Here is a 14,539-nt window from a genome sequence, read left to right as displayed (position 1 = left end):
AAGGGGCCCCGTACGTCCGCGGACGTACGGGGCCCCTTCGCGCCACCAGGGCCGGTCAGGAGGTGGCGGCCGGGGCGAAGCCGTTCTGCCAGAGCTGGTTGACGCGCCTGCGCTCGCGCGAGTCCGGGGTGGCGTTCTGGCACGAGGTGCCGGGGCCGCCACCGGACATCAGCTCGCTGCACGGACCCGAGTAGTGGTCGGGCAGCCCCAGCACGTGGCCGGTCTCGTGCGAGGTGACGCGGGTGGAGTTGTACTGCTGGTTCTGGCGGTAGTCGAGGAAGATGTACCCGCTGCCGTGCCCGTCGGTGCTGGCGTACGAACCACGGGGGTCGTTGCCCTCGCGGTAGACGAAGTCGGGGTTGGACCCTTCCTGGAGCCGTACGTTGGTGACGGAGCTGTTCCAGATCTGGGTGCTCCTGGCTATCTGCGTGCGGAAGGTGGGCGCGCTCGCCGCGGAGTAGACGACGGTGACGGCCAGCGCTTCGGGGTTCGCGGCCCGCTTCTCGGCGACCGACTCGCGCACGGCGTCGAAGAACGCCTTGTTCGCGGCGGCGTTCTCCTTGGACCTCTCGTACGAGGTGTAGGAGGCGGACGTGCCGGACGTGCCGGACGTGCCCGAAGTCGCCGCCGTCGCGGGGGCGGCGCCGAGGGTGGCGGCGGCGAGGCCGAGGCCGAGGGCGGTGGTCAGGAGGGTTCTGGGGTGCCGTGTCTTCATGTGGGGGGCTCCTACTCGTTCCGTTCATGTCAAACGGTTGGGTAGGGAGAGTGTCGGGGCCCCGCCGCGGCCGCGCATGATGTCAACCGGTGATAGCGCGAGCGCATCACCCGGCCCAACTTCCGCCAAAGCGGGAGTGATTCCTGTGCTCATGAAGTCTGGTGTGGCTCAGGCGGGCCGCCTTAGGGTCGGGGCATGGAGCTTGAGGTCAGGCACCTTCGCGCGTTGTGCGCCATCGCCGACACCGGCAGCCTGCACAAGGCCGCCCGTACGCTCGGAATGAGCCAGCCGTCCCTGACCACGCAGCTCCGCCGGATCGAGAACGCCCTGGGCGCGGAGCTGTTCTCGCGCGAACGCACGGGCTGCCGGCCGACGCCGCTGGGGCGGGCGGTGCTCAGCAGGGCGCGTCCGCTCGTCGAGCAGATGAACGCGCTCGTGGCCGACACGCGAGCGGCCGCGTCCCGTTCCTCGGGGAGCCCGCAATTGCGCATCGGGGCGACCGCCAGCCGCGTCCTCGGCGGGTGGCTGCGCAGGCTCCGTACACGCCTCCCGGAGACCGGCACCTCCCTGCACGTCGACGTGTCGGCCCGTACGCTGCTGCGGCTGCTCGCGGCGGGACAGCTCGACGTCGCCTTCGTGCACGAGGTGGAGGGATTCGCCCTGCGGGTCCCCGCCGGTCTCGACCAGCGCGTACTCGTGGAGCGGGAACCGCAGTTCATCGCGATGTCACGGGACCACCCGGCGGCCGGGCGCTCCGTGGTGGAGCTGACCGACCTGGCCGCCGACCGCTGGATGATCGACCCCACGGTGGACGGGGAATGGGACGGCGTGCAGCGGGTGTTCGACGCGGCCGGCCTCGACCCGCCGGTCCTGCGCGGGGACTACCACACGGCGACGTCCCTCATCGTGATGGGCGAGGCCGTCGCACCCTGCCAGCCGACCTCGGGCCCCCGCGAGGACATGGCGATCCGCCCGCTGCGGGGCGACCCGCTCGCCGTACGGCTGCTGCTCGTGTCGCGACCGGGCTTCACCGAGGCGGAAGGCGTGTACGCCGACCTGGAGGCCGCGTACCGCGACGCCGCGATGCGGGCCCCCGGCTACCGGCAGTGGCTCCTGCGCACCGAGAGCCCCCTGCTGGCGGGCAGCGGCGCGGTGGCGTGACGCCCGGGGCGCAGCCGGGTGCCCGGCCCGCGACAAGGCGCCCGGCCCGCGACGAGGCGCCCGGGCGCTGGTGCCAATGGGCTACGGCGGAATGCTCTGCGGCCGCGTCCCCTTGACGCTGTAGAGGACGGTCGCCACCGCCGTCCGCCGGCAGCGCAGGACTCAGCACGCAGCAGCAAAGGACACGCCCCATGACCCCAGCAATCGCCGTCACCGGAGCGAGCGGCCGAATCGGCGGAGCCGTCGCCCGCCGCCTCGCCGGCGCCGGCGTCTCCCAGCTCCTCCTCGGCCGCGACCCCGCCCGGCTGCCCGCCCTGCCCGGCGCGGTGAAGGCGCCGCCCGCCTCCTACGGCGACGCCCAGGCGATGCGCACGGCGGTGGACGGCGCCGGAACGCTCTTCCTCGTCTCCGCGCACGAGAACCCCGACCGGGTCCGCAGGCACAAGACCGCCGTGGACGCGGCGCTCGCGGCGGGCGTCGAGCGGATCGTGTACGTGTCCTTCCTGGGCGCGTCGCCCGACGCGACGTTCACCTTCGCCCGCGACCACTGGCACACCGAGCAGTACATCCGCTCCACCGGCGTACGCCACACCTTCCTTCGCGACAGCTTCTACCAGGCCGCGTTCCCCGCCATGGCGGGCGAGGACGGCGTGATCCGGGGCCCGGCCGGAGACGGGCGCGTCTCCGCCGTCGCGCACGACGACATCGCGGACGCGGCGGCCGCCGTACTCCTCGCGGAGCTGGAGGACCACGACGGCCACGACGGCACCACGTACGACCTCACCGGGCCCGAGGCCCTGTCTCTCGCCGAGATCGCCCAGGAGCTGAGCCGGGCCACGGGCCGCACGGTCACCTACGTACCGGAGACGCGCGAGGAGGCGTACGCCTCACGGGAGCGGTTCCACGCCGAGCCGTGGCAGGTCGAGGGGTGGATCTCGTCGTACGAGGCCATGGCCAACGGTGAGCTGGCCGAGGTCTCCGACGCCGTGCCGCGCCTCACCGGCCGCCCGGCCACGGCCTTCGCCGACTTCCTCCGCGAGAACCCGGCCGGCCACCGGCACTTGACCGGTTAGGCTCCGGCCCATGGGGAAGCGGACGCGGGTGGCCACGGCCGAGCGCAGGGCACGCCTGGCGTGGCGGCACCGGCTGGCGGTGGAGGCACGGGCGGACGGCCCGGTGGAGGTCGCGCGCGACCTGGTGGCGCTGCACGGCACCGACCCCTCGTCCGTCCATCTCGGCGCGCTGGTGCGGATGCGGGCGGGCACCGTCGCGGACGTCGAGCGCGCGCTGTACGAGGACCGCTCGCTGCTGCGGCTGCTCGCCATGCGCCGCACGGTGTTCGTCACCTCCCTCGACGTCGCCCCCGTCGTCCAGGCGGCGTGCTCGCGCCAGGTGGCCGCCCGGGAGCGCCGCAGACTGCTGGACGTCCTGGCCGACGCGGGCGTCGCCGCCGACGCGGCCGGCGTCGCGCGGTGGCTCGCGGGAGCCGAGCGGGCGGCCCTCGACGCGCTGGAGGCCGGCGGCGAGATCACCGCCGCGGAACTGGCCGCGGCCGATGCCCGGTTGCGTACCGAGATCGTCCTGTCGAGGGGCAAGTCGTACGAGGGCCGCCAGAAGGTCGCGAGCCGCCTGCTGCTCCTCCTCGCCGCCGAAGGGCTCGCCGTACGGGGCAGACCGCGCGGCTCGTGGACGTCCCACCAGTACCGCTGGTCACCGCTGACCCGGTGGTGCCCCGACGGTCTGGCCGAGTGGGACACCCTGGAGGCCGAGACCGAGCTGGCCCGGCGCTGGCTGCGGGCTTTCGGCCCCGGCACGGCGGACGATCTGCGCTGGTGGACGGGCTGGACCAAGACGCAGGTCAAGCGGGCCCTGGCCGAACTGCGCGCGGTGGAGGCAGACCTGGAGGACGGCGGCACCGGCCTGCTGCTCCCCGACGACCTCGACCCGCCGCCCGTGCCCGAGCCGTGGGCGGCGCTGCTGCCCGCCCTCGACTCGACGCCGATGGGCTGGCACACCCGCGACTGGTACCTCGGCGAGCACGCGCCCCGCCTCTTCGACCGCGCGGGGAACATCGGCCCCTCCGTGTGGTGGAACGGCCGGATCGTCGGCGGCTGGGCCCAGGACGCGACCGGCGCGATCGTCTGCCGCTACCTGGAGGACGTGGGCCGCGACGCGAAGGCCGCCGTACACGCGGAGGCGGAGCGCCTCGCCCCGCTGCTCGCGGGCGTACGCCTGACGGCGCGGACGCGGGGCAGGACGTGGCTGGAGGAGGAACTGACGGCCTGAGTGCCCGGCCGGTACCGCGCCCGGCGCCCGGCCGCGTCAGAGCGCCATCTCGTACGTGATCTCCTCCGTGGGGCACTCCGCCACCATGTTCTGCAACGCCGCCAGCTCGGACGCGTCCAGGGACAGCTTCCACCGCCCCTTCACCGCCGCCCACTCGGCGATGTACCGGCAGTCCGCGCTGTCGTCGGACGGCTCCCAGCGCGCCGGGTCCCGGTCCCCCTTCAGTCGCTTCTCGGAGGCCGTCACGGCGGCGAGCACTCTCGGGTCGCCCAGGTCGTTCGCGAACCGCTCCCGCTCGTCGGCGGTCCACGCCGACGCCCCGCTGCGCCAGGCCTCGGCGAGCGGCACCAGATGGTCGACGTCGAGGGCGCCCGCGCCGGAGTGGTCCCGCTTGTCGTAGTACGAGTGCCACGCGCCGCCCGTGATGGTGCACCGCCCGTCGACGGCGGGCGGAGTGGTCGCCTCCGCGATGATCACTTCGGCCCGTGTGTCGCAGCCGTCCTGGTCGGGATCGGTCCAGTGCCGGAACTTCGCGGCGTTGTACCCGCTGCTGTCCTCGGCGGCGACCGGCAGTTTCTCGATGGCCTGCTCGACGGTGGTGCTGACCGTGTCACCGGGCGCGGCGCCGGCGCCCGGCGCCGTCCCGAGGGCGACGGCGGCGGCGGTGAGGAGTGTGGACACGAGGAAGCTGAACCTGCGCATACGGATCCCTCCGTCTCGTACGGACGGACCAGTACTAGCGGCATCTGTCACCCGGACACGCCGCGGAGCCCCCGGAAACCACCCGCACGGGCCGCCTCGTGGGGAAACCTCCGGCCCGCCCGCGGACGACGACAGCACCCGGCTCCGCGCGGATGCCGGGTGCTGTCGGGTGTGCCGGGAAGGCGACCGGGTGGGTCAGGCCTTCTTCGTCTCCCAGAAGATCTTGTCGATCTGGGCGATGTAGTCCAGCGCCTTCTGGCCCGTCGCCGGGTCGGTCGAGGCCTTGGCGGCGCTGAGCGCCTTGAGGGCGTCGTTGACGAGCTGGTGCAGCTCCGGGTACTTCTCGAAGTGCGGGGGCTTGAAGTAGTCGCTCCACAGCACCGAGACGTGGTGCTTGGCGAGCTCCGCGCGCTGCTCCTTGATGACCGTGGCGCGCGCCTGGAAGTGCGCGTCGTCGTTGGCCTGCATCTTTTCCTGCGTGGCCTTGACCGACTCGGCCTCGATGCGGGCCTGGGCCGGGTCGTACACGCCGCAGGGCAGGTCGCAGTGAGCGCTGACCTTCACCTTGGGGGCAAACAGGCGGGAGAGCATGTAAGAGCTTCCTTCCTCGTGATCGTCTTCTCAGGTGGGACATTACTCCGTGAGAGACCGGTTTTCGCGGGTGCCCCCATGGGCTTAGGTCAAAAGTCCAGGGCGAGTATGGGACTGGTGGAGGATCGGACCGGGAGGTGCCGGATGGCCGAGCAGGGGTGGGAGCCGACAGCGGTGTTCGGGGTCGCCGAGGTGACGGGCCCGTCCATGGTGCCGACGCTGCGGCACCGGGATCAGCTGCTGGTGCACTACGGGGCGCGGCTGCGTGTGGGGGACGTGGCCGTACTGCGCCATCCCCTGCAGCAGGATCTGCTCATCGTGAAGCGGCTGGTGGACCGCAGGGGCGCCGGCTGGTGGGTCCTCGGCGACAATCCGGACGCCGAGGTCGTGGACAGCCGGGCCTTCGGGGTGGTGCCGGCCGAGCTGGTGCTGGGGCGGGTCCGGGCGCGCTACCGCCCGATCCGGGCCGGGCGTCAGCGGTCGGCCGTGGTGGTGCTTTCCTGGCTGGTGTCGGCGGTCCGCCCCGTACTCGCCGACCGGTCGGTCTCCAGGCGCTTGCGGGCCCGGTAGGCGGCGACGTTGGCGCGGGTCGCGCAGCGGTCCGAGCAGTAGCGGCGCGAGCGGTTGGTCGAGGTGTCCAGGTACGCGTTGCGGCACGGCGGCGCCTGGCACAGGCCGAGGCGGTCCGCGCCGTGCTCGGTCAGGTGGAAGGCCAGGCCCATCGAGGCGATGGCGGCGTACCCGGCCGTCGCGTTGGACGGGTGGTCGGCGAGGTGCATGTGCCAGTCGGGGCGGCCGTCCTCCTTGCGCGTCTCGTGACCGGAGATCTGCGGGCTGACCGGGAACTCCATCAGCAGCGAGTTGAGCAGGTCGACCGCGAGCGTCTCGTCGCCCCCGTCCGCCGCCTCGAAGATCGCGCGCAGGCGGGCCCGTACCGAACGGAAGCGGGTGACGTCCGCGTCCGTGGCGCGGCGGGCCGCCGACGCGTTGCCGCCGAACAGCGCCCTGACCGCGTCCACCGACGTGAGGGTGTCCTTGTTGCGGGCCGGCTCCTCGCTGTTGACCAGGCGCACGGCGTAGTCCGAGTAATAGGCCAGTTCCACTTGTAGTCCTTACGAGGGCGGTCTAGGGTCTCAGTAATAGCTGTTTGTGCTTCGAGGGTATTACGGAACGCGGCGGAGGAGTCCTGATGGCGAAGACGTACACGGGGTCGGCGACGGGGACGGACTGGGCGGCCTGGCAGGAGAGCTGGGACCGGCAGCAGGAGTGGTACATGCCGGACCGCGAGGAGCGGTTCCGGGTGATGCTGGACATGGTCGAGGCCCTCGTCGGCCGCGAGCCCCGGGTGCTGGATCTGGCGTGCGGTACGGGAAGTATCACGGACCGGCTGCTCAAGCGGTTCCCGAAGGCGACCAGTACCGGCGTCGACCTCGACCCGGCGCTCCTCGCGATCGCGCGGGGGTACTTCGACGGCGACGAGCGGGTCGCCTTCGTCACCGCCGACCTGAAGGACCCGCAGTGGACCCGTGCGCTGCCGCACGCGTCGTACGACGCCGTCCTCACGGCCACGGCGCTGCACTGGCTGCACAGCGACGACCTCACCACCCTGTACGGGCAGCTGGGCGGCCTGGTGCGTACCGACGGCGTCTTCATGAACGCCGACCACATGATCGACGAGAGCACCCCGCGCATCAACGCGGCCGAGCGCGCCCACCGGCACGCACAGATGGACCGGGCCAAGGCCCTGGGCGCGGTCGACTGGGCCGAGTGGTGGGAACTCGCCGCCAAGGACCCCGTACTCGCCGAGCCGACCGCCCGGCGCTTCGAGATCTACGGCGAGCACGCCGACGGCGACACCCCGAGCCTCGACTGGCACGCGCGGACGCTGCGCGAGGCCGGCGGGTTCGGGGAGGCGCGGGCCGTGTGGCGCTCGCCCTCGGACGCGCTGGTGCTGGCGGTGAAGTAACCGACGGGGCACGGCACGCGAAAAGGCGGTACGGACCGGGTGGTCCGTACCGCCTTCGTCGTGTCCGGCTACAGCACCTTCGACAGGAACGCCTTCGTCCGGTCGTGCTGCGGGTTGGTCAGCACGTCGCGCGGGTTGCCCGCCTCGACGACCACGCCGTCGTCCATGAAGACCAGCGCGTCGCCGACCTCACGGGCGAAGCCCATCTCGTGCGTGACGACGATCATCGTCATGCCGTCCTCGGCGAGACCGCGCATCACGTCGAGCACGTCGCCCACCAGCTCGGGGTCGAGCGCCGACGTCGGCTCGTCGAAGAGCATCAGCTTCGGCTCCATGGCCAGCGCGCGAGCGATCGCCACGCGCTGCTGCTGGCCGCCGGAGAGCTGGGACGGGTAGTTCCTGGACTTGTCGCCCAGGCCGACCCGGTCCAGCAGGCGCTCGGCCCGCTCGCGGGCCACCGCCTTCGCCTCGCCCTTGACCTGGATCGGGGCCTCCATGACGTTTTCGAGCGCCGTCATGTGCGGGAAGAGGTTGAAGCGCTGGAAGACCATGCCGATGTCCCGGCGGTGGGCCGCGACCTCGCTGTCCTTCAGCTCGTAGAGCTTGTCGCCCTTCTCGCGGTAGCCCACGAGCCGGCCGTCGACCGAGAGCCGGCCGGCGTTGATCTGCTCCAGGTGGTTGATGCACCGCAGGAACGTGGACTTGCCGGAGCCGGACGGGCCGACCAGGCAGAACACCTCACGCGGCGCGACCTCCAGGTCGATGCCCTTGAGGATGTGCGCGGTGCCGTAGGACTTGTGTACGCCCTCGGCCTTCACCATGGCGGTCATGTCATGCCCCCCTCGGGCTGGAGAAGGACGACAGGTTGCGCTTGACCTTCTGCCACGGAGTCGGCGGCAGTGTCCGCAGCGAACCGCGTGCGTAACGGCGCTCCAGGTAGTACTGGCCGACGCTGAAGATGCTGGTCAGGACCAGGTACCAGACGGAGGCCACGAGCAGCATCTCCATCACGGCGAACGAGGTGGAGCCGATGTTCTGCGCCGCTCGTGTCAGGTCCACGTACGTCACGACCGCGACGAGGGACGACGTCTTGAGCAGGTTGATGAACTCGTTGCCGGTCGGCGGCACGATCACCCGCATGGCCTGCGGCAGTACGACGCGGCGCATGGTCTTGCTGTTCTTCATGCCCAGCGCGTGCGCCGCCTCGGTCTGACCCTCGTCGACCGACTGGATGCCGGCCCGGACGATCTCCGCCATGTACGCGCCCTCGTTCAGGCCCAGGCCCAGCAGGGCGACCATGAACGGCGTCATGACGTCGACCATCTCGTCCTTGTAGAACCCGATGTTCAGGATCGGGAAGATCAAGGCGAGGTTGAACCACAGCAGCAGCTGGACGAACACCGGAGTGCCGCGGAAGAACCAGATGTAGAGCCAGGCGACCGCCCCGGTGACGGGATTCTTCGACAGTCGCATGACCGCGAAGACGACGCCCAGGACGAGGCCGATGGCCATCGACAGCACGCTGATCAGCAGCGTGCGGCCCATGCCTTCCAGGATCCGCTGGTCGAAGATGAAGTCCCCGACCGTGCCCCACTGGACGTTGCCCTGCGAGAACGCGTAGATCAGCGAGCCGAGCAGCGCGACCACGATCACGCCGGAGACCCAGCGGCCCCAGTGCCGTACCGGGATGGCCTTGATCTGCTCGGGAGGAGCGGTGGAAGCGGGGGTGGCTTCCGCCTTGGCGACCGGAGAGTCCTCGGGGGGCTCTTCGGCGGGCGCCTTGTCGAACTTGTCAGTCACTGTGACTGCCCTTCAGTGAACGCTTGAGGCGAGAACGCCGTGACTTACTTGCCGGCGTTGACGGTCGCCTCGGTGACGGCGCTGTCCTTGACGTCCCACTTCTCCAGGACCTTCTCGTACTCGCCGTTCTTGATGATCGCGTCCAGAGCCGCCTTGATCGCGTCACGCAGCTCCGTGTTGTCCTTGTTCACGGCGATGCCGAACGGGCCGGCGCCGATCTGGCCGCCGGCGACCTCGAAGTCGTTGCCGCCGCCCGCGGTCTTCGCGATGTGGGCCGCGACCGGGTAGTCGTTGAGGTCGGCCACGGCGGCGCCGATCTTCACACGGGTCTGCGCCTCGGCGTCCGTGTCGAACGACGAGATCTCAAGCTTGTCCTTGCCGCACTTCTTGGCCTGGTCCTTGAAGGTGTCCTCGTAGATCGTGCCGCGCTGGACGGCGACCTTCTTGCCGCAGAGGTCGTCCAGGGACTTGATGTTCTCCGGGTTGCCCTTCTTGACCAGCAGCGAGACGCCCGAGTTGAAGTAGTCGACGAAGTCGACACCCTTTCCGGCCTTCTTGCCCTTGTCGTCCAGGCCCTCCTGGCGGGCCTTCGTGTCGGACATGGCCGACATGACGACGTCCTGGCGGCCGGTGTTCAGCGACGTGATGAGGCCGTCGAAGGTGCCGCTGGTGAACTCGAACTCGACGCCGAGCTCCTTGCCGAGGGCGGCGGCGATGTCGGGGTCGATACCGACGATCTTGCCGCCCTCCTCGTACTCCATCGGGGCGTAGGCGGCGTCCGTGCCGACCTTGATCTTTCCGGCGTCCTGGTACTTCTTCGGCAGCTTGTCGAAGAGCGGAGCGCTGGAGGACTTGGTGCCCTTGGTCTCGTCGCTGCCCGAGCCGGAGCCGGTCTGGTCGCCGCAGCCGGCGAGCAGCAGGGCACCGGCGACCGCGATCGCGCCGACCGCGGCTGTCCTGGACTTGGTGGCGGTCGTACGACGGGTGGTGCGTGCGGTCATGGTTGGTTCCTCCGGCGAGAAAGGGGAGTGGCCTGGGAGGTCGGGCACACTACTTCGAGTATCGCGACCTCGTGTGATTACGGCATCTTGCCATTCGGACTAGCCCATTCAGGGCTCCAGTCATGTCAAAATCGGGTAACGGGTCACCCCCGAATCTCAACGGGCCGGTACTTCAGGGCCGGACCTTCTGTTGAGTACCGCCTTTTCGGCCGGAAAATCTCCGGCTCGTCTCGCCATTTGGAACCGATTCATGCCATCAAACGGACTTGTCCGCACATGCGGGCATGAGTCGTACCACCGCGGTGATACGGGCTCGTCGTCGATGCCGCCGATCAGGTAGAAAAGACGGTTACACCCCTCATCCGGGGCTCAGGGCGCGTGTGCGGCGCGCCCGCGCGTACGTACCTCCTCTCTGTCAGGGCGGGCCAACCGCCCAGCGCAGAGAACGGACGCGGTGCCCGCCCACCCCTCCTCAACCAGGAGCGGCCACCCTCAACTGATGAAGACTTAAGGGGTAAAACGAATGGCAGCGGAGATCGTCAATCCTCGCAGCGACAGCAGTGCGGACAGGACTATGGACAGCAATACGGGCAACAGTGCCGAAGGGGCTCCCGAGGAGCCCTTCGATCCGGCCTTCGCCCTGCACCGCGGTGGCAAGATGGCCATCGAGGCGACCGTTCCGGTGCGCGACAAGGACGACCTGTCCCTCGCGTACACGCCGGGCGTCGCCAAGGTGTGCAGCGCGATCGCGGAGCAGCCCGATCTGGTCAACGACTACACCTGGAAATCGAACGTCGTGGCCGTCGTGACGGACGGCACGGCGGTGCTCGGGCTCGGTGACATCGGCCCCGAGGCCTCGCTCCCCGTGATGGAGGGCAAGGCGATCCTCTTCAAGCAGTTCGGCGGCGTCGACGCGGTGCCGATCGCGCTCGCGACGACCGACGTGGACGAGATCATCGAGACCGTCGTCCGGCTCGGCCCGTCCTTCGGCGGCGTGAACCTGGAAGACATCTCGGCGCCGCGCTGCTTCGAGATCGAGCGCCGGCTCCAGGAGGAGCTGGACATCCCGGTCTTCCACGACGACCAGCACGGTACGGCCGTGGTCACGCTGGCCGCGCTGCGCAATGCCGCGAAGCTCACCGGCCGTACGCTCGGCGACCTGCGCGCCGTGATCTCGGGCGCGGGTGCGGCCGGGGTCGCCATCGCGAAGTTCCTGCTGGCGGCCGGGCTCGGCGACGTGGCCGTCGCCGACCGCAAGGGCATCGTCAGCCGGGACCGCGAGGACCTCACGGACGTCAAGCGCGAGCTGGCCGAGATCACGAACCGGGCCGGACTCACCGGCTCGCTGGAGACCGCGCTGGTCGGGGCCGATGTCTTCATCGGTGTCTCCGGCGGCACGGTGCCGGAGCCGGCGGTGGCGTCGATGGCGCCGCAGTCGTTCGTGTTCGCCATGGCCAACCCGAACCCGGAGGTCCACCCGGACGTCGCGCACAAGTACGCGGCGGTCGTCGCGACCGGTCGCAGCGACTACCCGAACCAGATCAACAACGTGCTGGCCTTCCCCGGGATCTTCGCGGGCGCGCTCCAGGTGCGGGCGTCGAGGATCACCGAGGGCATGAAGATCGCGGCGGCGAACGCGCTGGCCGACGTCGTCGGTGACGCGCTGGCCGCGGACTACGTGATCCCGTCCCCGTTCGACGAGCGTGTCGCTCCGGCCGTCACGGCGGCCGTGGCGGCGGCGGCTCGCGCGGAGGGTGTCGCGCGGCGGTAGTGCTCGGACCGCGCCGGTACGGGCCGCGCCGCACCCTCTGCCGAGGGGGCGGCGCGGCCTTTGCGTGGGGGCGGGGCACGGCCCCGCTCGTGTGAGCGACGCGTGTCACACCCGTGCGTGGTTCCGCCACGCATCCGGCCGCCCTATCGTCATGGTCATGTTCGCTGCCTACGCCGCCCGCATCGACCGCGACCACCCGCTGAACGGCCTTGAGCTGGGCGAGCGCCCCGCGCCCGAGGTGAGGCCCGGCTGGACCACCGTCACCGTCAAGGCCGCCTCCCTCAACCATCACGACCTGTGGTCGCTGCGCGGCGTAGGTCTCGGCGAGGAGTCCCTGCCGATGATCCTGGGCTGCGACGCGGCCGGGATCGACGCCGACGGCAACGAGGTCGTCGTGCACTCCGTCATCGGCGATACCGGGCACGGGGTCGGGCCGCGCGAGAAGCGGTCCATCCTGACCGAGAAGTACCAGGGGACCTTCGCCGAGCAGGTCACCGTCCCCGCCTGGAACGTGCTCCCCAAGCCGAAGGAGCTGTCGTTCGCCGAGGCCGCCTGCCTGCCGACCGCCTGGCTCACGGCGTACCGGATGCTCTTCACCAACGCGGGCGTACGCCCCGGCGACAGCGTCCTCGTGCAGGGCGCCGGCGGCGGTGTCGCGACCGCCGCGATCGTCCTCGGCAAGGCGGCGGGCCTGCGGGTGTACGCCACCAGCCGCGACGAGGCCAAGCGCAAGCGGGCCGTGGAGCTGGGCGCGGCGGAGGCGTTCGAGCCGGGCGCGCGGCTGCCGCGGCGGGTCGACGCGGTGATCGAGACCGTCGGCGCCGCCACCTGGTCGCACTCGGTGAAGTCGCTGCGACCCGGCGGCACCCTGGTCATCTCCGGCGCGACCAGCGGCCCGAACCCGCCGTCCGCCGAACTCAACCGGATCTTCTTCCTGGAGCTCAAGGTCGTCGGCTCGACGATGGGCTCCAAGGACGAGCTGGAGGACCTGCTGTCCTTCTGCGCGGCGACGGGCGTGCGGCCGGTCGTCGACGAGGTGCTGCCGCTGGACCGGGCCCGCGAGGGCTTCGAGCGGATGGCGGGCGGCGACCTTTTCGGAAAGATCGTGCTGACGACCTCTTGATGGACCGTCAGTTCTGCTGATGTGCTCTCCGGCACGCGACGACGACGTGCTGCTGGAGGGGTGTCCGTGGTGTCTGTGGTGTCCGTGCGAGCCCGAACGGTCCGGAAATTCGCCGCTGCGTTCTGTACGGTCGCACTGGCGGCCGGGGCCCTGGCCCCGGCGGCCGGCGCGAGGGAGGCCGACGCGGGTGACGCGATCCCCCGGCTCACCGACGACCGCGGACGCGTCCTCACCCTGCGCGGCTGGAACGTCGAGGACAAGACGAACCGCGGCGACAAGGCGCTGTCCGCCATCACCGAGCGGCACTTCCGCGACCTGAACGCCCGCGGCTTCAACTTCGCCCGGCTGCTCGTCTTCTGGGACGACCTGGAGCCCCGGCGCGGGCGGTACAGCGCGGCGTACCTGCGCAAGATCGAGCGGATCCTGGACTGGGCCGCGAAGTACGACGTCCAGGTGCTCATCGACGCTCACCAGGACGTCTTCGGCCCCGCCTTCGGGCATCGCGGCATCCCGGAGTGGGCGACGCGCACCGACGGGCTCCCGTTCACGCCCAACCCCGACGACTGGTTCTCCGAGTACTTCCAGCCGGCTGTGCAGCGCGCCTTCACCCACCTCTACGAGGACCCGGACCTCCAGCGCGCCCAGGCCGCCATGTGGCGGGTGATCGCCGCCCGGTTCGGGGACCACCCGGCGGTGCTCGGGTACGACCTGATCAACGAGCCGATGGGGGAGCTCGGGCCGGGCGAGGACCTCGCCACGGCCGCCCGCCGCATCGAACGCGAGCAGATCACGCCGATGCACAACCGCCTGGCCGACGCCGTGCGCGCGGTCGACCGCGACAACTGGGTGTTCGTCGAGCCGACCCCGATCGTGGGCGAGGGCGTGCCGACCGGTCTCGGCAGGATCGACGACCCCAAGGTGGTGTACGCCCCGCACTTCTACAACGCCGCCATGGAGGCGGGCGCCGACTACGACCCGGCGGCCGGCTGGATCGAGGCGTACGAGGCGGCCGTCACGGCGTATCCGGAGGAGCACCGCGTGCCGGTGGTCGTCGGGGAGTGGGGGCCGCTCAACAACGAACTGCCGAACATGGGCCGCTTCTACCGTGAGGCCCTGGCGTCCATGCACCGCTACAGCTCCGGCTGGGCGGGCTACGTCTGGTGCTACGGCGGTGGCTACTGCGCGGTGGACGCGGCGGGGAAGTTCCGTACGAACAAGGAGCAGACGGCGTCGCCGTACGCGCGGGCCGTGGCGGGGCGGGTGCGCGCCGAGTCGTACGACCCGCTGACCCGCGAGTTCCGGCTGTCGTACGTCGCCTCCGGGCGCGGGGTCACCGAGCTCTCGCTGCCTTCGCGTGCGCGCGACTGGCGGGTGCGGGTGACCGGGGCCGCGTGGGTGCGGGACGGGCGGATCCGGGCGTGGG

The 14,539-nt window shown here is 70.9% G+C and carries 15 protein-coding genes; 8 read left to right on the top strand and 7 right to left on the bottom strand.

Annotated elements, in window-relative coordinates; genetic code table 11:
- Positions 1 to 55 precede the first annotated feature (55 nt).
- Positions 56 to 715, bottom strand: coding sequence for a snapalysin (snpA, locus tag E2E34_RS20975; RefSeq protein WP_138903468.1), 660 nt, complete (start codon positions 713 to 715; stop codon positions 56 to 58).
- 195 nt (positions 716 to 910) lie between these two features.
- On the opposite strand from snpA, the gene E2E34_RS20970 reads away from it, so the two are divergent.
- The 3 genes from E2E34_RS20970 (at position 911) to E2E34_RS20960 (ending at position 4,162) form a co-directional block, all read left to right on the top strand.
- Positions 911 to 1,876 carry a LysR family transcriptional regulator gene (locus E2E34_RS20970; protein WP_138903467.1) on the top strand — a complete coding sequence of 322 codons (966 nt, stop codon included), beginning with the start codon at positions 911 to 913 and terminating at the stop codon, positions 1,874 to 1,876.
- Between the two features lie 191 nt (positions 1,877 to 2,067).
- Positions 2,068 to 2,949 (top strand): SDR family oxidoreductase, encoded by an 882-nt coding sequence (locus E2E34_RS20965; protein ID WP_138903466.1) that lies wholly within the window; start codon positions 2,068 to 2,070, stop codon positions 2,947 to 2,949.
- Between the two features lie 10 nt (positions 2,950 to 2,959).
- A complete protein-coding gene (locus E2E34_RS20960; protein ID WP_138903465.1) occupies positions 2,960 to 4,162 on the top strand; it encodes a winged helix DNA-binding domain-containing protein in 1,203 nt (400 codons plus the stop codon).
- A 36-nt stretch (positions 4,163 to 4,198) separates the two neighbouring features.
- On the opposite strand, the gene E2E34_RS20955 is transcribed toward E2E34_RS20960, so the two are convergent.
- Together E2E34_RS20955 and sodN are read right to left on the bottom strand one after the other, a co-directional pair.
- Positions 4,199 to 4,864 carry an HNH endonuclease family protein gene (locus E2E34_RS20955; protein WP_138903464.1) on the bottom strand — a complete coding sequence of 222 codons (666 nt, stop codon included), beginning with the start codon at positions 4,862 to 4,864 and terminating at the stop codon, positions 4,199 to 4,201.
- A gap of 195 nt (positions 4,865 to 5,059) precedes the next feature.
- Positions 5,060 to 5,455, bottom strand: a complete 396-nt coding sequence (gene sodN / locus E2E34_RS20950; RefSeq protein WP_069926993.1) for a superoxide dismutase, Ni — start codon at positions 5,453 to 5,455, stop codon at positions 5,060 to 5,062.
- Between the two features lie 144 nt (positions 5,456 to 5,599).
- Here sodN and sodX point away from each other — a divergent pair, with 144 nt between their 5' ends.
- The gene (sodX, locus tag E2E34_RS20945; RefSeq protein ID WP_138903463.1) at positions 5,600 to 6,025 is read left to right on the top strand and encodes a nickel-type superoxide dismutase maturation protease; all 426 of its coding nucleotides are present in this window, start codon (positions 5,600 to 5,602) and stop codon (positions 6,023 to 6,025) included.
- Here sodX and E2E34_RS20940 read toward each other — a convergent pair.
- On the bottom strand, positions 5,929 to 6,558 hold the full coding sequence (locus E2E34_RS20940; RefSeq protein WP_138903462.1) for a CGNR zinc finger domain-containing protein: 630 nt from the start codon (positions 6,556 to 6,558) through the stop codon (positions 5,929 to 5,931). The two genes, sodX and E2E34_RS20940, sit on opposite strands and share 97 nt — an antisense overlap.
- Positions 6,559 to 6,644: 86 nt before the next feature.
- Between E2E34_RS20940 and E2E34_RS20935 the strand changes: the two genes are divergently transcribed.
- The gene (locus E2E34_RS20935) at positions 6,645 to 7,421 is read left to right on the top strand and encodes a class I SAM-dependent methyltransferase (protein WP_138903461.1); all 777 of its coding nucleotides are present in this window, start codon (positions 6,645 to 6,647) and stop codon (positions 7,419 to 7,421) included.
- A gap of 68 nt (positions 7,422 to 7,489) precedes the next feature.
- Here the strand turns inward: E2E34_RS20935 and E2E34_RS20930 are convergent, their stop codons facing one another.
- Genes E2E34_RS20930 through E2E34_RS20920 form a run of 3 tightly spaced genes read right to left on the bottom strand, consistent with a single transcriptional unit; the run spans position 7,490 to position 10,222 of the window.
- Positions 7,490 to 8,251 carry an amino acid ABC transporter ATP-binding protein gene (locus E2E34_RS20930; RefSeq protein WP_138903460.1) on the bottom strand — a complete coding sequence of 254 codons (762 nt, stop codon included), beginning with the start codon at positions 8,249 to 8,251 and terminating at the stop codon, positions 7,490 to 7,492.
- Between the two features lies 1 nt (position 8,252).
- Complete coding sequence (locus E2E34_RS20925) at positions 8,253 to 9,221, bottom strand: amino acid ABC transporter permease (RefSeq protein WP_138903459.1); 969 nt, start codon at positions 9,219 to 9,221, stop codon at positions 8,253 to 8,255.
- A 44-nt stretch (positions 9,222 to 9,265) separates the two neighbouring features.
- The gene (locus E2E34_RS20920; protein WP_138903458.1) at positions 9,266 to 10,222 is read right to left on the bottom strand and encodes an ABC transporter substrate-binding protein; all 957 of its coding nucleotides are present in this window, start codon (positions 10,220 to 10,222) and stop codon (positions 9,266 to 9,268) included.
- Between the two features lie 523 nt (positions 10,223 to 10,745).
- Between E2E34_RS20920 and E2E34_RS20910 the strand changes: the two genes are divergently transcribed.
- The 3 genes from E2E34_RS20910 to E2E34_RS20900 all read left to right on the top strand — a co-directional run.
- Positions 10,746 to 11,993 (top strand): NAD(P)-dependent malic enzyme, encoded by a 1,248-nt coding sequence (locus tag E2E34_RS20910; RefSeq protein WP_138903456.1) that lies wholly within the window; start codon positions 10,746 to 10,748, stop codon positions 11,991 to 11,993.
- Positions 11,994 to 12,144: 151 nt separating this feature from the next.
- Entirely contained in the window at positions 12,145 to 13,116 is a 972-nt protein-coding gene (locus E2E34_RS20905; protein WP_208765295.1) for a zinc-binding dehydrogenase, read from the top strand.
- Positions 13,117 to 13,200: 84 nt separating this feature from the next.
- A partial coding sequence (locus E2E34_RS20900) for a cellulase family glycosylhydrolase (RefSeq protein WP_167518337.1) occupies positions 13,201 to 14,539 on the top strand: 1,339 nt, incomplete at its 3' end.

The sequence above is a fragment of the Streptomyces albidochromogenes genome, from assembly GCF_005981925.1.
GTDB lineage: Bacteria > Actinomycetota > Actinomycetes > Streptomycetales > Streptomycetaceae > Streptomyces > Streptomyces albidochromogenes.
Note: the sequence above shows the minus strand (reverse complement) of the source record. Positions and strands in the feature narration are given on the sequence as shown.